The 19872-nt window shown below is 71.4% G+C and carries 21 protein-coding genes; 7 read left to right on the top strand and 14 right to left on the bottom strand.

Going from position 1 to position 19872, the window contains the following annotated elements; genetic code table 11:
- Positions 1 to 52: 52 nt before the first annotated feature.
- The 4 genes from BGO15_RS00295 to BGO15_RS00310 are packed head-to-tail and all read right to left on the bottom strand — an operon-like array spanning position 53 to position 4359.
- Complete coding sequence (locus tag BGO15_RS00295; protein WP_056519757.1) at positions 53 to 1225, bottom strand: bifunctional 2-methylcitrate synthase/citrate synthase; 1173 nt, start codon at positions 1223 to 1225, stop codon at positions 53 to 55.
- A 19-nt stretch (positions 1226 to 1244) separates the two neighbouring features.
- Positions 1245 to 2144 (bottom strand): methylisocitrate lyase, encoded by a 900-nt coding sequence (gene prpB, locus BGO15_RS00300; RefSeq protein ID WP_056209803.1) that lies wholly within the window; start codon positions 2142 to 2144, stop codon positions 1245 to 1247.
- Positions 2144 to 3670 carry an MmgE/PrpD family protein gene (locus BGO15_RS00305; protein WP_056209800.1) on the bottom strand — a complete coding sequence of 509 codons (1527 nt, stop codon included), beginning with the start codon at positions 3668 to 3670 and terminating at the stop codon, positions 2144 to 2146. Before BGO15_RS00305 ends, prpB begins: the two co-directional genes overlap by 1 nt.
- On the bottom strand, positions 3667 to 4359 hold the full coding sequence (locus tag BGO15_RS00310; protein ID WP_056209797.1) for a GntR family transcriptional regulator: 693 nt from the start codon (positions 4357 to 4359) through the stop codon (positions 3667 to 3669). The genes BGO15_RS00305 and BGO15_RS00310 overlap by 4 nt, the downstream gene beginning before the upstream one ends.
- 164 nt (positions 4360 to 4523) lie before the next feature.
- Here BGO15_RS00310 and BGO15_RS00315 point away from each other — a divergent pair, with 164 nt between their 5' ends.
- The 4 genes from BGO15_RS00315 to BGO15_RS00330 are packed head-to-tail and all read left to right on the top strand — an operon-like array spanning position 4524 to position 8759.
- Complete coding sequence (locus BGO15_RS00315) at positions 4524 to 5720, top strand: thiolase family protein (RefSeq protein ID WP_056519761.1); 1197 nt, start codon at positions 4524 to 4526, stop codon at positions 5718 to 5720.
- A gap of 50 nt (positions 5721 to 5770) precedes the next feature.
- A complete protein-coding gene (locus tag BGO15_RS00320; RefSeq protein WP_056209794.1) occupies positions 5771 to 6685 on the top strand; it encodes an ABC transporter ATP-binding protein in 915 nt (304 codons plus the stop codon).
- A complete protein-coding gene (locus BGO15_RS00325; RefSeq protein WP_056209792.1) occupies positions 6682 to 8295 on the top strand; it encodes an ABC transporter permease in 1614 nt (537 codons plus the stop codon). Before BGO15_RS00320 ends, BGO15_RS00325 begins: the two co-directional genes overlap by 4 nt.
- Positions 8292 to 8759, top strand: a complete 468-nt coding sequence (locus BGO15_RS00330) for a GbsR/MarR family transcriptional regulator (protein WP_045246089.1) — start codon at positions 8292 to 8294, stop codon at positions 8757 to 8759. Before BGO15_RS00325 ends, BGO15_RS00330 begins: the two co-directional genes overlap by 4 nt.
- A 9-nt stretch (positions 8760 to 8768) precedes the next feature.
- Here BGO15_RS00330 and BGO15_RS00335 read toward each other — a convergent pair whose 3' ends face one another.
- From BGO15_RS00335 to BGO15_RS00375, 9 genes are read right to left on the bottom strand one after another with little or no spacing between them, the layout of a single operon-like run.
- Positions 8769 to 9245: an NUDIX hydrolase gene (locus BGO15_RS00335; protein WP_056209788.1), complete on the bottom strand. Its 477-nt coding sequence runs from the start codon at positions 9243 to 9245 to the stop codon at positions 8769 to 8771.
- Positions 9246 to 9277: 32 nt separating this feature from the next.
- Entirely contained in the window at positions 9278 to 10573 is a 1296-nt protein-coding gene (locus BGO15_RS00340; protein WP_056209787.1) for a flavin-containing monooxygenase, read from the bottom strand.
- Entirely contained in the window at positions 10570 to 11415 is an 846-nt protein-coding gene (locus BGO15_RS00345; protein ID WP_056209784.1) for an aspartate/glutamate racemase family protein, read from the bottom strand. Before BGO15_RS00345 ends, BGO15_RS00340 begins: the two co-directional genes overlap by 4 nt.
- A gap of 8 nt (positions 11416 to 11423) precedes the next feature.
- The gene (locus tag BGO15_RS00350) at positions 11424 to 12068 is read right to left on the bottom strand and encodes an amino acid ABC transporter permease (RefSeq protein ID WP_056209781.1); all 645 of its coding nucleotides are present in this window, start codon (positions 12066 to 12068) and stop codon (positions 11424 to 11426) included.
- A complete protein-coding gene (locus tag BGO15_RS00355; RefSeq protein ID WP_235557468.1) occupies positions 12065 to 12700 on the bottom strand; it encodes an amino acid ABC transporter permease in 636 nt (211 codons plus the stop codon). Before BGO15_RS00355 ends, BGO15_RS00350 begins: the two co-directional genes overlap by 4 nt.
- 7 nt (positions 12701 to 12707) lie before the next feature.
- Positions 12708 to 13493: an amino acid ABC transporter ATP-binding protein gene (locus BGO15_RS00360; RefSeq protein ID WP_056209777.1), complete on the bottom strand. Its 786-nt coding sequence runs from the start codon at positions 13491 to 13493 to the stop codon at positions 12708 to 12710.
- A 54-nt stretch (positions 13494 to 13547) separates the two neighbouring features.
- A complete protein-coding gene (locus tag BGO15_RS00365; RefSeq protein WP_048809438.1) occupies positions 13548 to 14420 on the bottom strand; it encodes a substrate-binding periplasmic protein in 873 nt (290 codons plus the stop codon).
- Positions 14421 to 14480: 60 nt separating this feature from the next.
- Positions 14481 to 15203 (bottom strand): SDR family NAD(P)-dependent oxidoreductase, encoded by a 723-nt coding sequence (locus BGO15_RS00370; protein ID WP_056209774.1) that lies wholly within the window; start codon positions 15201 to 15203, stop codon positions 14481 to 14483.
- Positions 15200 to 15910, bottom strand: coding sequence for an SDR family NAD(P)-dependent oxidoreductase (locus BGO15_RS00375; RefSeq protein ID WP_045247451.1), 711 nt, complete (start codon positions 15908 to 15910; stop codon positions 15200 to 15202). The genes BGO15_RS00370 and BGO15_RS00375 overlap by 4 nt, the downstream gene beginning before the upstream one ends.
- Before the next feature lie 112 nt (positions 15911 to 16022).
- On the opposite strand from BGO15_RS00375, the gene BGO15_RS00380 reads away from it, so the two are divergent.
- The gene (locus tag BGO15_RS00380; protein ID WP_045247452.1) at positions 16023 to 16961 is read left to right on the top strand and encodes a LysR family transcriptional regulator; all 939 of its coding nucleotides are present in this window, start codon (positions 16023 to 16025) and stop codon (positions 16959 to 16961) included.
- A gap of 63 nt (positions 16962 to 17024) precedes the next feature.
- Here BGO15_RS00380 and rlmN read toward each other — a convergent pair whose 3' ends face one another.
- A complete protein-coding gene (gene rlmN, locus BGO15_RS00385) occupies positions 17025 to 18266 on the bottom strand; it encodes a dual-specificity RNA methyltransferase RlmN (protein ID WP_056519763.1) in 1242 nt (413 codons plus the stop codon).
- Between the two features lie 50 nt (positions 18267 to 18316).
- Here rlmN and BGO15_RS00390 point away from each other — a divergent pair, with 50 nt between their 5' ends.
- Entirely contained in the window at positions 18317 to 18952 is a 636-nt protein-coding gene (locus BGO15_RS00390; RefSeq protein WP_056209773.1) for a LysE family translocator, read from the top strand.
- Between the two features lie 42 nt (positions 18953 to 18994).
- On the top strand, positions 18995 to 19831 hold the full coding sequence (locus BGO15_RS00395; RefSeq protein WP_056209770.1) for a Cof-type HAD-IIB family hydrolase: 837 nt from the start codon (positions 18995 to 18997) through the stop codon (positions 19829 to 19831).
- Positions 19832 to 19872: the final 41 nt, after the last annotated feature.

Below are 19872 nucleotides of genomic sequence, written 5' to 3' on the forward strand. Positions count from 1 at the left end.
GACATGACGAGGGGGTGGATGCCGCGGCATCCACCCCCTCGTCATGTCCACGTCAGTCGGCGGACTCCGCCTCGCGGCTCGCCGCCGCACGGTCGGCCGCCGAGGCGACGTACCCGTCGATGTGCCGCTCGTCGGGACCGTTGTAGGCCGACAGCGGACGGATGAGCGCGTTGGCGGCGGTCTGCTCGATGATGTGAGCCGTCCAGCCCACGATGCGCGCCGCGACGAACAGCGGCGTGAAGGTGAGGGTGTCGAATCCGATGAGGTGGTAGGCCGGACCCGACGGGTAGTCGAGGTTCGGGTAGATGCCCTTGCGGGCCACGAACTCGCTCTCGAGGGTGTCGTAGAGCGCGGCGAGGTCACGGGCGTCGTAGTACTCCACGAGGTCGTCGAGGGCGGCCTTCATGGTCGGCACGCGCGAGTCGCCCTTCTTGTAGACCCGGTGCCCGAAGCCCATGATCTTGCGCTTCGCGGCGAGGGCCTCGTCGAGCCACGGGCCGACGTTGTCTGCCGTGCCGACCTCGTCGAAGATGTGCATGACGGCCTCATTGGCCCCGCCGTGCAGGGCGCCCTTGAGCGCACCGATCGCACCGACGACCGCAGAGTAGAGGTCGGAGGTGGTCGACGTGATCACCCGTGAGGTGAACGTCGAGGCGTTGAACGAGTGCTCCGCGTACAGGATCATCGACACGTTGAACGCGTCGACGACGATGTCGGCCGGCTCTTCGCCGAACGTCATCCACAGGAAGTTCGCCGCGTAGCCGAGGTCGTCCCGCGGCGGCACCGGCTGCTGACCGCGGCGGCGGCGCTGGTCGTAGGCGACGATCGCGGGGATCTTCGCGAACAGCAGCTGCGCCTTGGCGAGGTCGGCGGCGGGCGAGTTGTCGGATGCCGCGGCATCCTGCGCGCCGAGGACCGACACCGCTGTGCGCACGACGTCCATCGGGTGCGACTCGAGCGGCAGCAGGTCGATCACCGTCTTCACGTCGGCGTCGAGCCCGCGGTGCGTGCGCTCGAACCCCTCGAATGCGGCGAGGGCCGCGGCATCCGGCAGATCGCCGTTCCACAGCAGCAGGGCGACGGACTCGAACGACTGGGTCGCCGCGAGCTCCTGCACCGGGTAGCCGCGGTACAGCAGGCTGTTGGTGTCGGGGTTGACCTTGCTGATCGCGGTGTAGTCGACCGTGACCCCGGCGAGGCCCTTCTTGATCTCGATCTCGGACATGTCTGCTCCTTCGCGGACGTCAGCGGGTGATCTGGAAGTTGAACACCGAGGTGTCGAAGTGGTTGTAGTCCTCGTAGTCCACCAGGTCGTAGAGGTCGGCGCGATGCTGCATCTCGCCGAGCTTCGACGTGAGGTGGCCGTCGTCGACGAGGGTGTCGAGCGCACGGCCCGCGGCACCCATGGCGATGCGCAGCAGCGACACCGGCCAGATGACGATGTTCACTCCCACGTCCCGCAGCTGGTCGACGCTGAACAGGTCGCTCTTGCCGAACTCGGTCATGTTGGCGAGGATCGGCACGTCGACGGCGTTGCGCACCGCCTCGAACTCGCCGAGGTCGCGCATCGCCTCGGGGAAGATCGCGTCGGCCCCGGCGTCGACGAGCGCCTTGGCGCGGTCGATCGCGGCATCGAGCCCCTCGACGGCACGGATGTCGGTGCGCGCCATGATGAGGAAGTTCGGGTCACGACGGGCATCGGATGCCGCGCGGATGCGCTTGATCGCGGTGTCCTGGTCGACGACCGCCTTGCCGTCGAGGTGACCGCACCGCTTGGGGTTGATCTGGTCCTCGATGTGGGTGCCGGCGATGCCGGCGTCCTCGAGGGTCTGGATCGTGCGGGCCACGTTCATGGGCTCGCCGAAGCCGGTGTCGGCGTCGATGATCGCCGGCAGCTCGGTCATGCGGGCGATCTGCTGGCCGCGGCCGGCGACCTCGGTGAGGGTCGTGAGGCCGATGTCGGGCAGCCCGAGGTCGGCGGAGAGCACCGCACCCGAGATGTAGACGCCCTCGAAGCCCTTGCGCTCGATGAGCCGGGCCGAGAGCGGGTTGAACGCGCCCGGGAACCGCAGCAGCTCGCCGGTGGCGAGCCGCTCGCGGAACAGGCGCCGCTTCTCGGCGGCGGGGGTCTGGCTGTACAGCATCAGAAGAGTCCCTTCGGGGCGGGGGCGGAGGCGAGCACGCCGGGGGCCGCGACGATCGACAGCTCGCGCACTTCGGCCGGGGTCAGCTCGGGCAGGCGCTCGGCGAGGTCGAGGAAGCGCTCGATCTCGTCGGCGGTGAGCACGGGCTCGGCGAGCAGCCGGAACTTCGCGACGTAGTCGGGGCGGGTGAAGGGGCGGGCGCCGAGCGGGTGGGCATCGGCCACGGCGATCTCGTCGACGATGGTCTCGCCGTTCGCGAGGCGGATCTCCACGCGGCCGCCGAACGCCTTCTCGTCGGGGTCCTCCGAGTGGTAGCGGCGGGTCCACTCGGCGTCCTCAGCGGTGGTGACCTTGTGCCACAGCGCCACCGTGTCAGGGCGGGCCGCGCGCGCGGGCAGGTAGGAGTCGACGTGGTGCCACGCGGCATCCTGCAGGGCGACCGTGAAGATGTAGGGGATCGAGTGGTCGAGGGTCTCGCGGGAGGCCGCAGGGTCGTACTTCTGCGGGTCGTTCGCGCCCGAGCCGATCACGTAGTGCGTGTGGTGGCTGGTGTGCAGCACGATCGCCTCGATGTTCTCGGGGTCGCGCAGCTCGGGCCGCGCGGTGCCGAGCTTGCGGGCGAGGTCGATCCACGCCTGCGCCTGGTACTCGGCGGAGTGCTCCTTCGTGTACGAGTCGAGGATGGCCCGCTTCGCCTCGCCGCGGTCGGGGAGCGGCACGTCGTAGGCGGCATCCTTCCCGTCGAGGAGCCATGCGATCACGCCGTCCTCGCCCTCGTAGATCGGCGCCGGGCTGGTCTCGCCGCGCATCGCGCGGTCGACCGCCTCGACGGCCATCTTGCCGGCGAAGGCGGGGGCGTGGGCCTTCCACGTGGAGATCTCGCCCTTGCGGGACTGCCGGGTCGCGGTGGTGGTGTGCAGCGCCTGGCCGACGGCCTGGTAGATCGTCTCGACCGGCAGGCCGAGAAGGCTGCCGATGCCTGCCGCAGCGGAGGGGCCGAGATGGGCGACGTGGTCGATCTTGTGCTTGTGCAGCGAGATGGCGCGCACGAGGTCGATCTGGATCTCGTACCCGGTGGCGATGCCGCGCAGCAGCTGTGCGCCGGTCGCGCCGACGTGCTGGGCGACGGCGAGGATCGGCGGGATGTTGTCGCCGGGGTGCGAGTACTCGGCGGCGAGGAAGGTGTCGTGGTAGTCGAGCTCGCGCACCGCGACCCCGTTGGCCCAGGCCGCCCACTCGGGGCTCGTCGTGCGCTCGAGGGCGCAGCCGAAGACCGTGGAACCCGGGCCCGACACGGACACCGGGTGATCGAGCGCCTGCTGGCGGGCCGCACTCACCGGCCCGCGGGTGAGGGATGCCGCGGCCACCGCGGCGTTGTCGATGATGCGGTTGATGATCATGTCGGCCACCTCGTCGGTGACAGCGACCGGGTCGGCGGCGACCTCGGCGATCTTCCAGGCGAGCTGGTCGGTGCGGGGAAGCTCTTCGTCGCTGCGGTAGACGCGGACGTGGTGGGTGACGGTCATGCTGCTCCTTGATCGGCGGGGTGGGCGGGCTCGGCGACGGATGCGTCGGCGGATGCGGCGTCGGCGGCGAGCGAGGCGAGGATGCTGGTGAGCGCGTTGTGCAGGTGCACGTGCGTGGCGTGGGCGGCGAGGTCGGCGTCGCGCCGGGCGATCGCGTCGGCGATGACGCGGTGCTCGGCGACCGAGGCGGCGAGGCGTTCGGGCTTGTCGCGGGCGAGCCGGCGCACGCGCACGAGGTGGGTGCGCACGGTGCGCAGGGCCGCCACCAGGTAGTCGTTGCCGACGGCGGCGTCGAGCGCGGCGTCGAACCGGGCGATGAGCGCGTAGTAGGCGTCCCGCCCCTCGCCGCCCTCGAGGCGGGCGTGGTCGAAGTCGGCGGCGAACGCCGCGAACACGGCCGCGTCGGCGCGCTCGGCGGCGAGGCGCGCCTGGGTCTCCTCCAGCGCTCGGCGGATCTCGAAGAGCGCACGGATGTCGGCGGCATCCACCCCCGTGACGACGGTCACGCGCGGCGAGGCCTGCGTGACGAGGCCGTCGGCGGCGAGGCGCGCGAGCGCCGCGCGCAGCGGAGTGCGGCTCACCCCGAGGCGGGCGGACTGGGCGGGCTCGGCGAGCACCGTGCCGGGGGCGAGGGCTCCGGACTGGATTTCATCGAGGAGGGTCGTGTAGGTGTGATCGCTGGCGCGCATGCCGCTCCTCCCTCGTCGCTGGCCATCGTTAGTGTATACACTCAGCCCCTGATTCCGCCAGCAGGTTCGAGCAGGTCGCGCTCTGCGTATACGCAGGGGACCCGCGCCGCCGGCGCCGCCCGGGCGTAGGCTGGCGGCATCCGCCCTGCCGCGAAGGAGCTCCCATGGCCGAAGCCGTCATCGTCGACGTCGTGCGCACCGGATCGGGTCGGGGAAAGCCCGGCGGAGCGCTCTCGGGCACGCACCCCGTCGACCTGCTCGCGACCGTGCTCACCGCGCTCGTCGACCGCACCGGCATCGACCCGGCCCTCGTCGACGATGTGATCGGCGGCTGCGTCGCGCAGGTCGGCGAGCAGTCCTCCAACGTCACCCGCAACGCCCTGCTCGCGGCGGGTTTCCCCGAGCACGTGCCCGGCACCACGATCGACCGCCAGTGCGGGTCGAGCCAGCAGGCGGCGACGTTCGCGGCGCAGGCGATCATCTCCGGCAGCCAGGACATCGTGATCTCCTGCGGCGTCGAGTCGATGAGCCGCCTCCCGCTCGGCACCTCCGCGATCGGCCGCGACGTGCTCGGACCGCGCCTGCGGGAGCGCTACCCCGACGGCCTCGTGCACCAGGGCATCTCGGCCGAGCTCATCGCGGCGCAGTGGAACCTCTCGCGCGCGCAGCTCGACGACGTCGCCGCGCTCTCCCACGCGCGCGCCGCGGCGGCCGCGGCATCCGGTCTGTTCGACGACGAGATCGTGCCGGTGACGGTGACGGATGCCGCGGGCTCCCCCGTCGTGCACCGCACCGACGAGACCGTGCGGGCGGCGACCACCGCCGGCGGGCTCGCGGGTCTGCCGGCGTCGTTCGTCGACGAGGCGATCGCGGCGCGGTTCCCGCAGATCGGCTGGCGGGTGACCGCGGGCAACTCGTCGCCGCTCACCGACGGCGCCTCGGCCGCGCTCATCATGTCGCGCGAGGCCGCACAGCGCCTGGGGCTGCGACCCCGCGCCCGCTTCGTCGGCTTCTCGGTCGTCGGCGACGACCCGATCATGATGCTGACGGGACCGATCCCGGCGACCGCGAAGGTGCTGCAGCGCACGGGTCTGTCGATCGACGACATCGACGCGTTCGAGGTCAACGAGGCGTTCGCGTCCGTGCCGCTCGCCTGGCTCGCCGAGACCGGCGCCGACCCCGCGCGGCTCAACCCTCGGGGCGGCGCGATCGCCCTCGGACACGCCCTCGGCTCCTCGGGCACGCGGTTGCTCACGACCCTCGTCGGCGAGCTGGAGGCGACGGGCGGCCGGTTCGGCCTGCAGACGATGTGCGAAGGCGCGGGCATGGCGAATGCGACGGTCATCGAGCGACTGGATTGACACGGTCCGCACTCTTCACAGTTTTGTGAAATCGGCGTAGCTTCAGCGCCATGAGCGATGTCATCCGCACCACCGGACTCGTGAAGCGCTACGGGCGCCAGAACGCCCTCGACGGCCTCGACCTCGCGGTCGGCGCCGGCGATATCCACGGCTTCCTCGGACCCAACGGGGCCGGCAAGTCGACCACCATCCGCATCCTCCTGGGGCTTGCCCGCGCGAGCGGCGGCACCGCGGCGGTCTTCGGCCGCGACCCGTGGCGCGACGCGGTGGCACTGCACCGGCGACTCGCGTATGTGCCGGGCGACGTGAACGTGTGGCCGAACCTCTCCGGCGGCGAGTCGATCGACGTACTCGCCCGCCTGCGCGGCGCCGACACCCGCTCGGCCGCCTACCGCACCGAGCGCGAGCGCCTCGAGCACGTGTTCGCGTTCGACCCGCGCAAGAAGGGCCGCGCGTACTCGAAGGGGAACCGGCAGAAGGTGGCGCTCATCGCGGCCTTCAGCGTGCCCGCCGAGCTCTACATCCTCGACGAGCCGACGAGCGGCCTCGACCCGCTCATGGAGGTCGTGTTCCGACGCGAGGTGACCCGGGTGAAGGATGCCGGCGCCACCGTGCTGCTCTCGAGCCACATCCTCTCCGAGGTCGAGCAGCTGTGCGACCGGGTGAGCATCATCCGCGCCGGGAAGGTCGTGGAGGCCGGCACGCTCGCGGACCTCCGGCACCTGACCCGCACCGAGGTGTCGTTCGACGCGGCGGGCACGACCGCCGACGGCATCGCCGAGGCCCACGACGTGAGCGTCGCCGACGGCCGGGTGCGGTTCACCGTCGACAGCGACGCCGTGGCATCCGTGCTGCCCGAGCTCGCGACCCGTCGGGTGACGGGCCTGCGCATCGAGCCGCCCTCGCTCGAGGAGCTCTTCCTGCGGCACTACGGTGACGACCTCACTGCCGGGTCGACGCGATGATCACCCTGCTGCGCCAGCGGCTGCGGCGCGACCTCTGGCAGTTCGTCATCTGGATCGGCGGCACCGCCGTGCTCGCGGCGTTCACGGTCTCGGCCGTGAACGGGTCGTACGGCACCGAGACGGACCGCGTGAACCTGCTCGCCACCGCGGCCGCGAACCCCGTCATCATGCTGTTCCGCGGGCTGCCGTCGGGCGCGGACCTCGGCGCGTTCACGGGGTTCCTGATCCTCCCGTTCCTCGCGATGATGGCCGCGTTCATGAGCTCCTTCATGGCCGTGCGCCACACCCGCGCCGACGAGGACGCCGGCCGCACCGAGCTCGTGGCCGCGACCCCCGCCGGGCGCGTCGCCCCGCTGGTCGCGACGATCGTGCACGGCCTCATCGCCAACGCGCTGCTCGCCATGCTCGTCGCCGTCGCGTTCCTCGCGTGCGGGCTGCCCGCCACCGGCAGCCTCGTCGCCGGTCTCGGCAGCGGAGCGCTCGGGTTCTTCGCCTACGGGGTCGGACTGATCGGCGCGCAGGTCTTCGCGTCGGGCCGCAGCGCCAACGCGTTCGGCGTGTGGGTGATGCTCGTCGCCTACCTGGTGGCGGGGCTCGGCAACGCGCTCGGCACACCCTCCGCCGACCTCCAGCGCATCCAGAGCGCCCCGCTCGCCTGGTTCTCGCCGTACGGGTGGATCGAGAACGCGCGACCCTGGGCCGACGACAACCTGTGGCCGGTCGCGCTCTGCGCACTCGTCGCGGCCGGGCTGGCCGCGGCATCCGTCGCCCTGCAGTCGGTGCGCGACCTTGGCGAGAGCCTGCTGCCCGAACGGCGGGCGCGCGCGACGGCCGGCGCGGCACTGTCGAGCTCGACCGGGCTCGTATGGGCGCTCACGTGGCCGGCGATCCTCGGCTGGGCGATCGGGGGCTTCGTGTCGGGGCTACTCGCGACGAGCCTGTCGTCGGTGCTGTCCCAGGCGGCGACCCAGCTGCCGTCCGTCGAGCAACTGCTCGCCGCGCTGACGCAGGGCGGCTCGCTCGCGGTCGGCGCGATCGTCATCTTCTTCACGCTCGTGGGTGTGCTCGCTGCCTGCTGCGGCGTGCAGATCGTCGGGCGCGCTCGCCAGGAGGAGGCGCACGGCACGGTCGAGGCTCTGCTCGCGACCCCGGTCGGGCGGGTGCGCTGGCTGGCCGACTACGTCGCGATCGCCACGATCGGCGCGGCGGCGACCGTCGGCGGCGCGATCGTCGGGGCGGCGGCGGGCCTGGCCGGACAGAGCGCGCCCGACTGGTCGCTGTTCGGTGACGCGGTGGTCGTCGGCGCCGGGCAGTTCGTCGCCGCGCTGGTGTTCATCGTGGTCACGGCGCTCGTGCTCACGGTGCTGCCCCGGGCGACGCTCGCCGTCGGCTGGACGCTCGTCGGGCTGGCCACGGTCGTCGGCCTCTTCGGCCCGCTCTACCGGCTGCCCGACTGGATCGTGCACCTTGCGCCGATCGCCGCGGCGCCCACCGTCACCGGCTCGGGAACCGACGTGCAAGGGCTGTGGTGGCTGGTGGCCGCGGTCCTCATCGGAGGTGCGGCATCCCTGGCCCTCATGCGGCGCCGCGAACTGGCCGGTGACGGATGACGCTCCCCGCCCATCGCGCCCTTGAGCCCGCCGAGCAAGCCGCGGCCATGATGACCGCGGCCGGCATGGCACGGATGCCGGCCCGCGTGATGATGGCGCTCGTCGCGGCCCCGGCCACGGGGTACACGGCGGCCGAGCTCGCCGACCGCCTCGGAGTGAGCCCCGCGGCGGTGTCGGGGGCGGTGCGCTACCTGGTGACACTGCGTTTCGTGCACCGACGCTCTGTTCCCGGCGACCGCCGCGATCGCTACGAGATCGTGCAGGACGGCTTCTACAGCTCCGTCGCCCTCAACGCGCCCGTGTACGCGCGCCTCGCGACCGCCATCGACGAGATCGGCGACGCCCAGGACGACACCGACGCCGACGCGGTCGCCCGGGCACGCGATCTCGCGGAGTTCTTCCGCTTCCTCGCCGAGCGCATGCCCGCGCTCATCGACGAATGGCGGGCGCGCGGCGGCGCATAGCGCGGTTCCTCAGGCGCCGCCCAGACGGGCGCGCAGCGCGACGAGCGCGGGACGCTGAGCGGCGACGAGCAGGCGCTCCGCGTCGGCCGGTGCCGCCCACGCGATCCGGTCGACCTCGGGGAAGCGCGCGACGCGCCCCGAGCGCGGCGGCCACTCCATCTCGAACTCGCCGAAGACGAGATCGGATGCCTCCCACTCCCCCGCGGCGACGGCGAACACCGTCACGCGCTTGCCGCTGCCGTACCGGAACTCCCCCAGCAGCACACGATCGCCCGCGGGCGGGTCGACGCCCAGTTCCTCGCGGAACTCGCGGACCGCGGCATCCGCCGGCGTCTCGGCGTCGGGATCGAACTCGCCCTTCGGAAGCGACCACGCCCCCTCGTCGCGGCGCGACCAGAACGGGCCACCCATGTGCGCGATGAGCACCTCGAGCCCGGCCGCACCGCGGCGGTGCACGAGCAGACCGGCGGAGACGGCAGGGGGCACGGGGTCAGGCTAGACCCCGCACCCCGGCACGGTCATGCCGTCGGAGACGCAGCCTCCTCGCGTGCGGCGACGAGCGCGTCGAGCAGACGATGGGTGTCGGCGAGCTGGTCGTTCCAGACGGCGCGCACGATGTCGATGCGGTCGTCGGCCTCCTGCAAGCGGCCGAGGTAGTCGGCGACGGGCGCGAAGCCTTCGGCGGATGCCTCGTGCAGCCCGATGATGCGCAGCACGACCTTCGACTGCACGCCGTAGACCGGAAGCTGCGGCCCCCGCGGAGCGGAGAGCCCGACGTAATACAGCTTCTCGAGCCCCTGCGGCACGATGCCCGCGGCGAAGCGCAGCGGGGTGCCGGACCGGCGGGGCACGAGTGCGTCGTCGAGGAACGGCAGGGAGGCGTGGAAGCCCGTCGCCCACAGGATCGTCTCGTACTCCCGCGAGGTGCCGTCGGTGAACGTCACCGACGTGCCCTCGATGTCCGCGATGCCGGGGACCACGCGCACACGACCGTGGTGGATCCAGTACAGCAGCAGGTCGTTGACGACCGTGCGGCCCTCGGCGAGCGTGCGGTAGGCGGGCTCCGGCAGACCCGGGTAGTCCTTCCACTCGCCGATCGACACCCGTGCGAGCAGGCGTGCGATGAGGTCCTGCTCGTCGGCGGAGAACTGCGCCATCCACGTCACCTCCTGCCGCGGCACCCCGAAATAGCTCTTCGGCTGGAAGTACATGCCCTCGCGCACGACGATGTCGGCGTCGATGCGGTGCTGCGCGGCGTCCACTGCGAGGTCGCAGCCCGAGTTGCCCGCACCGACGACGAGCACGCGGTCGCCGACGATGTCGTCGGTGTTGTGGTAGCGACCCGAGTGCAGCTGCGTGCCGGTGAAGCGTGCGGCGATCGCGGGCACCTTCGGGTCCCAGAGGTGACCGTTCGCGACCACGACCCCGTCATAGTCGCGCTTCTCGCCGCCCGTGAGCGTCACGGTCCAGCCGGCGGACCCGACCGGGCCGTCGGTCGCGACCGGCACGACCGATTCGACCTCGACGCTGAACGTGACGCCGTCCCGCAGCTCGGCCTCGTCGGCGTAGGCGTTGAGGTAGTCGCGGATCTGCGTGCGCCGCGGGAAGTGCGGGTAGTCACTCGGCATCGGGAAGCCCTCGAAGCCGGTCATGTCACGGGACGTGATCAGGTGCAGGGCGTCGTAATCGGTGTTCCAGTGCCCGCCGACGCGGTCGGTCTTCTCGAAGCAGTCGACGTCGTACCCGGCGTCGCGCAGCTGGCGGAGGGCGGACATGCCGGCGGCACCGGCACCGATGACGCAGTAGCGGGTCATGCGTGTGTTCCTTCGATCGTGAGGGTGGAGAGGTCGGGGGATGTCTCGGGGCCCCGCAGGCGGCCGCCGGTCGCGGCGAGCGCCGCGGCCCGGGCGCCGCGCGCGCGCGGGTAGCCGCGACCGGTCGGCGAGATGCCGGCCGCCTCCAGCGCGAGGAGTGCGAACACGTGCTCCACGGCGAGGCGGTTGCAGTCGAGCACGGGCACGTCGGGGTGGCCCGACACGTGCGTGTAGCCGTGCCAGGTGAACAGCGGGGCGAGGTAGCCGCAGCCGACGACGATCGCGTCGGCGCCGTCGGCAACCGCCGCTTTCGCCACCGCGTCGAATCTCGCGATCAACGCCCGCGGATCGTCGATCGCGGCCACGACGTCATCGAGCGTCGACTCGGGGTCGTAGGCACGCACGGGCCGCTCCGGCAGGAATCCCGTGGCACCGAGGCGCACCAGGTCGTCGGCGAAGATCGGCACCAGCGTCGGTGACACGGTGATGAGCACGGCCCGACGGGCGAGGGAGCCGACCGCGCGAACGCTGCCGTCGGGCAGGCTCGACACGGGCCGGGCGACGCCGGAGCGCACGATCTCGGTCGGCGCACCCCAGCATCCGATCACGACCGCGTCGGTCTGCGTGCGGGCATCGATCTCGAGCGCGGTCGCGAGGATCGCGGCATCCGACATCATGCGGTTGGCGGGTGTGCGGATGCCGCCCGCATCGACGCCGACATGGGTCAGGGCGACCTCGGCGCGACCCGCGACGAGGGCACGCACCTGTCGGTCGAGGAACTCCCACAGGGGCCGGTACCGCTCGTCGCCGTGCGTGGCCTCGAGCCAGGTGAGGTGGGTCATCTCTCTCCTCAGGCCTGTCCACGGGCGAGGCGGTGCTCGACGTAGACAGACGCCCACGTCGACGGCACCGCGATGATCACGTAGATCAGACCCGTGATCGCGTAGACCTGCAGGTATTGGAACGTCACCGCGCTGATCTGATACGCCTGGCTCATCAACTCGTTGACCGAGATCGAGTAGGCGAGCGAGGTTCCCTGGAACGACTGGATGGCGAGCCCCATGAGCGGCGGGATCGCCGAGCGCAGCCCCTGCGGCAGCACCACTCGGCCGAACACCGACCGGCGCGAGAGCCCGAGAGCGAGGGCGGCCTCGGTCTGCCCCTTGGGCACCGAGCGGATTCCCGCACGGAACATCTCCGACGAGTACGCCGCGACGGTGAAGGTGAGACCGGCGGCCGCGGCCGGGAACGAGTCGAGCAGGATGCCCACCGACGGCAGGCCGTAGTAGACGATGTACAGCACGACGAGGGCGGGAATGCTGCGGCCCACCTCGACGAGCACGAGAGCCGGCCAGCGCAGCCAGGGATTGCGCGAGGCGACGCCGAGCGCGAACGCGAGGCCTATCGCATACCCCGCGACCACCGAGATCACGGTGAGCTGGAGGCTGACGAGCAGGCCCTGGCCGAGCTGGGGGAGGTAGTCGGCGAGGTTCATGCGTGACTCCTCGACAGGCGGGCGTCGAGGCGCCGGGTCGCGATGGCGAGCGGGACGCTGATCACGACGTAGACCGCCGCGGCCGCGAGGAACGGCGTGAGACCCGCCGTGCCGGGGTTCTGGCGTGAGTAGGCGGTCGCCGCGGCGACCATCTCGATCACGCCGACCGTCGACGCGATCGACGAATCCTTGATGAGGGCCATCAGGTATGTCGCCGCCGACGGCAGCGCGGTGCGCAGGGCCTGCGGTGCGAGCACCCGTACGAACGTCGTGCGCCGGCCGAGCCCGAGCGCCTGCGCCGCTTCGAGCTGCCCCTTCGGAAGGGTCGCGAACCCGCCGCGGTACATCTCGGCCAGGTACGCGCTCGAGATGACGCCGAGCCCGACGATCGCGGCGCCCAGCGAGCTGAAGCGGAACACCCCGATCGCGAACCCGAAGTACAGCAGGAACAGCCAGACGATCGTCGGCACGCCGCGGATCACGTCGACCACCAGGCGCACAGCGAGCCGCACGACGCGGTGACGCGAGCGCAGCCCGAGCATCAGCGGGATGCCGCCGATCGCCCCGAAGGCGAAAGATGCCGCGGTGACGAGAAGCGTCATCGGCAGCCCCAGCAGGACGATTCCGATCACCTCCACGTCAACGCTCCAGCACCGCGTTGAGGAACCGGCGGGTGCGCTCCTCCTGCGGGTCGGCCATGATGCCGGCCGGGTCGCCCTCCTCGACGATGTGGCCGTCGGCCATCACGACGAGGTGGTCGGAGACCTCGCGGGCGAACTGCATCTCGTGGGTGACGACGATCATCGTCATGCCCGCGTCGGCGAGCTCGCGCATCACGGCGAGCACCTCGACGCCCACCTCCGGGTCGAGGGCGCTGGTGGGCTCGTCGAACAGCATCACCCGGGGGGAGAGCGCGAGCGCGCGCACGATGGCGATGCGCTGCTGCTGACCACCCGAGCACTGTGCGGGGTGGTGGTGCGCCTTGTCCTTGAGACCGACGCGCTCGAGCAGGGTCAGCGCCCGCTCTTCGGCCTCGGCCCGGCTGCGCCCGAGGATGCGCTCCTGCGGGAAGGCGACGTTGCGCAGCACGGAGAAGTGCGGGAACAGGTTGAAGGACTGGAACACCATGCCGACCTGGCGGCGCAGCGCGAGAAGCTCCCGCTCGGGGATCCGGCGTCCCGCGGTCACGACCTGGGAGCCGACGGTGACGGTGCCGGCATCCGGGGTCTCGAGCAGGTTGATGCAGCGCAGCAGCGTGCTCTTGCCCGAGCCCGACGGGCCGATGAGGGCGGTCACGCTGCCGGGCTTGACGATGATGGAGATGTCGTCGAGGACGCGGTTCGAGCCGAAGCTCTTCGACAGATGCTCGATCACGACCCCCGCGTGAGCGATCTCGTTCGATTCGGTGATGAGGTTCTGGTTCATGTCGGCTTCTCGCTCGGGAGTGGGGCGCCGGGGTCGCCGGCGCCCCACTCGATGTCAACGCAGGGCGGTCGCGGCCTTGTCGGCCGGCACCACCAGCGAGGCGGACAGGCCATCGGCCTCGACGATCGAGGCGAGCGTGCCGTCGGTGCGGTACTGGTCGATCAGGGCGCTGAAGGCGTTGGACAACGCGGTGTTGTCCTTGTCGATCGGGAAGGCGATGATCGGCATGTTGGTCGTGATGGCGACGCGCGAGTCCGCCTGCGCGGGCTTCACCTCGAAGCCGCTGCCCTTGTAGGCCGCCGCGGCGACCGCGTAGCCGTCGAGCGCCGCCTGGATGCGGCCGGCTTCGAGGTCCTGCTTCATCTCCGCCGTGCCGGGGTAGAGCTTCAGGTTGTCGCCGAGGATCTTGGTGACGTCGTCCTGCCACGAGAAGCCCGTGCCGGTGCCGACCGCGCCGATGGTCTCCAGGCCCGACACCGTGTCGATGCCGGACTTCGAGATGATCGCCATCTGGTCGTAGTACGTCGGGGTGGTGAAGCCGACCTGCGCCGCGCGGGCGGCGGTGACGTACCAGCCGCCGGTGATGATGTCGGTGCGCTTCTGGCTCGTGATCATCGCGATGCCGTTGGCGTAGGTGATCGGCACATAGGCGACCGAGAGGCACTCGGCGGCGGCCAGCTTCTCGATGATCTGGATCTCCTCACCCGACGCGGTCGTGCCGTCGAGCTTCGTGTACGGCGGGTTCTCCGGTACGCCGACGGTCAGGGTGCCGGGAGTGAAGGTGGTGAGACCGGCGTCCTTGGGCGTGCAGTTCGCCGAGGGGGTGTTCGACGAGGCGGTGGTGGCGCATCCGGTGAGCAGGATGGCCGCGGCGACGACCGCGGCGGCCGTGCGCAGGACACGGGCGGAGGGCTGGGGGCGGTTCATGACGTGCTGTTCCTTCGGGGTCGGGTGATGCGGGGTGGGGGTGGTGGGGCTTCCAGGGGGTCAGTGGGCGGTGAGTCCGCCGTCGATGGCGTAGACCGCACCGGTCACGAACGAGGCGTCGTCCGAGAGCAGGTAGTCCACGAGGGGGGAGATCTCCTCCGGGCGCGCGCGACGGCCGAGCGGGGTCGCGTCGCTCGTGCCGCCGGCAGGTTCGTCGTCGTTCATCGCGGTGGCGACGCCGCCGGGGCAGATGACGTTGACGCGCACCTCGGGGGCGAGCTCGATCGCGGTGGCCCGAGTGAGTCCGATGAGCGCGGCCTTCGTGGTCGCGTAGGCGGCGTAGCCCGCCGAGCCGACGAGCGCGGCCGTCGACGACACGTTGACGATCGCGCCGCGGGACTCGCGCAGCAGCGGCGCGAACGCGCGCGTGCCGAGCAGGGGGCCGAGCACGTTGACCCGCTGCTGCAGATCCCAGTCGGCGACGGTGACGTCGGCGAGCGCCGCGTACCGCAGCACGCCCGCGTTGTTGACGAGACCGACGACGGATGCCGCGGCCCCCAGCTCGTCTGCGAGCTGCTGCCAGGACGTCTCGCTGGTGACATCCAGATGGCGGTACTCGGCGTCGAGGCCGTCGGCGCGCAGCTCGGCGGCGGCCGCCTCGCCGGCCTCATCGAGCACGTCGGCGAGGATGACCCGCACCCCGCGCCGCGCAAGGCGGGCCGCGTGGGCGGCGCCCTGGCCGCGCGCGGCGCCGGTGATCACGACCGTCCCGGCGGAGCTCATCGGATCACGTCTCCACCCGAGAGCACCACGGTCTCGCCGGTCATGAACGCGACCGATGCCGGGTCGACGAGGATGCGCACCCACGCGGAGATCTCCTCCGGGCGGGCGACGCGACCCAGCGGGATCGACGCGGCCGCGGCATCCATTCGTCCGGTTGCGGCGTTGCCGGGGGTGGCCACCCAGCCGGGGGCGATGCCGTTGACCCGAATGCCGGCGCCGGCGAGCTCGAGGGCGAGCGACTTGGTGAGCATCGTGACGGCCGCCTTCGAGGCCCCGTACAGCAGCTGGCCGCGGGAGACCTCGTAGGCATCGACCGAGGCGAAGTTCACGATCGCCGAGCCGTCACCGAGGTAGGGCCGAGCGGCGGCGATCACGTTGAGCACACCGAGCACGTTGATGTCGAAGATGCGACGGTAGGTCGCCTCATCGTAGGTGTCGAGGGTCGTGGGCGGGTAGATGCCGGCGATGTTCGCGATCGCGTCGATGCGGGAGCCGGGGGCGAGGGCTGCGGCGAGCGCCGCCTCGAGGGCGTCGCGGTCGCGCACATCGGCGACGAGTGGCACGAGCGCATCGGCGGGTCCGGTTGCAGGCGCGGTGATGTCGACAGCGAGCACGTGCCATCCGTCGGCGAGGAACGCCTCCACGGTGGTCAGCCCCATCCCGCTCGAGGAGCCGGTGATGAGGATGGTGCGGGGCGAGGCGGACATCGGCGGGGGACCTTTCGTCGGGGGTGTGAAGACAGTGCACCAGCAGACGAAAGACAGGGCAAGCCTGACTATCTTTTGATAGATATAGGCAGAGCCTTGAGAAGGAGATCCCATGGGACTGCCCACCGTGCGCCAGCTGGAGTACTTCGTGACCGCCGCGCGCCTCGGCACGTTCGCGGCCGCGGCCGCCGCGCATCACGTCGCACAGCCGAGCCTGTCTGAGCAGATCACCGTGCTCGAAAAGTCGCTTGACCTGGCACTCTTCACCCGAACCTCACGTCGCCTGCTGCTCACCGACGCCGGCAAACAACTGCTGCCTCTCGCCGAACGCGCGGTCGCGAACGTGACCGAGGTCGCCGACATGAGCCGCCGGGTGAAATCGGTCGACCAGGGCACCGTGTCCTTCGGCACCTTCAACAGCGCACATCTCTATCTGCTGACCGACCTCATCAGGGAGTTCCGCACCCGGTTCCCCGGCGTGCGCATCCGGGTGACCGGTCTCAATTCCGCCGAGGTCGCCGACGCCGTTCGCGACGGCCACCTCGAAGCGGGGCTCGTGCAGCTGCCGATCGACGACCGCGAGCTGACCGTCACCCCGAGCGTCTTCGTCGACCAGGCCGTGTACGTCACCGTCGACCCCGACAACGCCCGCGGGCCGATCGACATCACGACGCTCGCCCAGCGCCGCCTCATCCTCTCTGAAGCACGGTGGTCGAACGACGATCCGCTGCGCGTCTCTCTGCTCGAGCGGGCGCAGAGCGCTGGCGTGACGGTCGAGCCGATCGTCGAGGTCGAGTTCCAGACGCACGCGCTCGAGCTCGCCGCCCAGGGCGTCGGCGACTCGCTGGTGTCGTTCCACGTCGGCCGATCGATGATCGCTCGGCGCGGGATGTTCTGGGCGCCACTCGACCCGCCCGTGGTCGAGCACTACGCGTTCGTGACGCGCCGGTCGGGGGCGATCTCCCCCGCGACCCGGGAGTTCATGCGGCTCGCGCAGCGCATCCTCGCCCGCGTCGAGCAGACGGCGCCATCGGTCGACCCACCCGCCTGAGCGGTGCCCCGGCACGGTCATGCCGCCCGAGACGCGGCCGCCTCGCGCGCGGCGACGAGCGCGTCAGGCGACAGGCGCGCCCGCTGCGGCGGCCTCGTCCTCGGCGGTCGCGACAAGCTGCCCGCAGGCGCCGTCGATCTCCTTGCCTCGGGTGTCGCGCAGGGTCGTCGGCACCCCGGCGTCGTTGAGGCGGCGCACGAACTCGTCCTGCACGTCGCGCTCCGACGAGGTCCACACCGAACCGGGGGTGGGATTCAGCGGGATCGGGTTGACGTGCACCCAGCCGCGCCCGCGCTGGTTGAGCTTCTCCGCCAGCAGGTCGGCCCGCCACGCGTGGTCGTTCATGTCCTTGATGAGGGCGTACTCGATCGACACCCGCCGACCGGTCTTCTCGTAGTAGGCGTAGGCGGCGTCGAGCGCCTCGTCGACCTTCCACCGCGAGTTCACCGGGATGAGCTCGTCGCGCAAGTGGTCGTCGGGCGCGTGCAGCGACAGCGCGAACGTGACCGGGATGTTCTCGTCGGCGAGCTTGCGGATCGCGGGGACGAGACCCACCGTCGAGACGGTGATGCCGCGGGCGCTCATACCGAGACCGTGGTCCTTGTCGACCATCACCCGCACCGCCTGCATGAGGCGCGCGTAGTTGGCGAGGGGCTCCCCCATGCCCATGAACACGATGTTCGTCACGCGCTCATCGGGGTGGGCGGCCGTGCCGAAGCCGCCGTCGCGGATGAGCCGGTTCGCCCGCACGACCTGTTCGATGATCTCGGCGGCCGACATGTTGCGGGTGAGGCCCGCCTGCCCGGTCGCGCAGAACGGGCAGTTCATGCCGCATCCGGCCTGACTCGACACGCACAGGGTGATGCGGCCCGGATACCGCATCAGCACCGACTCGACGAGAGCACCGTCGTGCAGCTTCCACAGGAACTTGATCGTGTCGCCGCGGTCGGTCTCGAGGCGTCGCACCTCGGTCAGCAGGGGCGGGAGGAGTCCGGCGACGAGCTCGTCGCGGCCGGTCGCCGGCAGGTCGGTCATCGCCGCGGCATCCGAGGTGTAATGCCCGAAGTAGTGCTTCTCGAGCTGCTTCGCCCGGAACCCCGGAAGACCCAGCTCCACCGCCTTCGCGACGCGCTCGGCCGGGGTGAGGTCGGCGAGGTGCACCGGCGGCTTGCCCCGCTTGGGGCTGGCGAACTGCAGCAGGGGGCGACCGGTGGCATCCTTCTTCTGCTGCCAGCCCTCGGTGCGCGGCCGCACCTGGCGCACGCCCGACGTCGCGGCGGGCTCGTCTGCGGCTGCGGGGGTCATGGTTCCAGGGTAGGGCGTCGGGCGGATGCCGCGGCCATTACGCTGTGCGGGTGGTTCCCGCCGACAGCCTCGTGGCGTTCGTCATCGCGGCGGCCGTCATCATCGTGGTGCCGGGCCCCGGGGTGCTGTTCATCATCGGACGCTCGCTCGCGCTCGGTCGCCTCGGCGGCCTCGTGAGCGTGCTCGGCGGCGCGCTCGGCCAGGTTCCTCTCGTCTTCCTCGTCTCGTTCGGCGTGGGAACGATCGTGGCCTCGTCGCCGCCGCTGTTCCTCGCGGTGCGCATCGCGGGCTCCGCCTACCTCGTCTACCTCGGCGTGCAGGCGATCCGTCATCGGCGGCGGCAGGCGTCGACGGATGCCGCGACCCTCCCGCCCGCGTCGCGGTGGCGGCAGCTCGGCGAGGGCTTCGTCGTCGGCGTCACGAACCCCAAGACCATCGCCTTCTTCGTCGCCGTACTGCCGCAGTTCGTCGCGCCGGCGGCGGGATCGGTGCAGCTGCAGCTGCTCGAGCTCGGTCTCGTGTTCGTCGCGATGGCGGTGCTCTCGGACGCCGTCTGGGCGCTGGTGGCCGCCGGAGCGCGCGCCTGGTTCGGACGCTCGCCCCGCCGCATCCAGACGTTGACGGCGACCGGCGGCGCCATCATCATCGTGCTCGGCGTCGCCCTGCTGTTCGTCGGAGGTCACTGACCGCGCCCGTAGGCTGGGAGCACGACCCCCTGGAGCCCCACCGTGACCGCATCGCGCCTCGTCTTCCTCGACATCGACGGGACCATCCTCGATCACGACCAGCGGTTCTCGCCGCGCGTGGCGGAGGCCGTGCACACGGCCCGCGGAAACGGCCACGTCGTGCTCATCTGCTCGGGCCGTTCGCCGGTCGAGATCTCGCACCGCATCCACGCGATCGGCTTCGACGGGGTCATCTCCGCCGGCGGCGGGTTCACCGAGTTCCAGGGTGAGCTGGTGGCCTCCCACACCCTCCCCGAGGACGCCGTGCAGCAGCTCATCGAGTTCTACTCGCGGCACGAGGTCGAGTTCACGCTGCAGGCGTTCGAGAACGTGTACCCGAGCGCGGGGCTGTTCGACCGCATGCGCCCGATCCTGCACGCGCGGGCGGGCGGCGACACCGAGGCCGAGCGCGCCGACCTCGCCCGTCTTGCCGACCGCTTCTCCCGCAGCGGCGCCGCACCCCTCACCGGCATCGCGAAGTCGACGTTCTTCGGCGTCGAGGCGACGACGTACGCGACCGTGCGCGACGGACTCGGTGACCGCTTCCACGTGATCACCGGCACCGTGCCCTACCTCGGCGAGGCCGGCGGCGAGGTCACCTACCCCGGCATCGACAAGGGCGCGAGCATCGTCGAGCTCGCCGAGCGCCTCGGTGTGCCGCTCGAGCGCACGATCGCGATCGGCGACGGGTCGAACGACATCGAGATGCTGGGTGTCGCCGGCGTCGGCGTCGCGATGGGCAACGCGGATGCCGCGGTCAAGGCCGCCGCCGACGAGATCACCGCGAGCGTCGACGACGGCGGCGTGTACGCCGCGTTCGCCCGCCACGGGCTCGTCTGAGTCCGCCGGTCAGGCGGCATCCCGTCGCCGGCGGCCGCCCC

The sequence above is a fragment of the Microbacterium sp. 71-23 genome, from assembly GCF_001897265.1.
Lineage (GTDB): Bacteria > Actinomycetota > Actinomycetes > Actinomycetales > Microbacteriaceae > Microbacterium > Microbacterium ginsengisoli.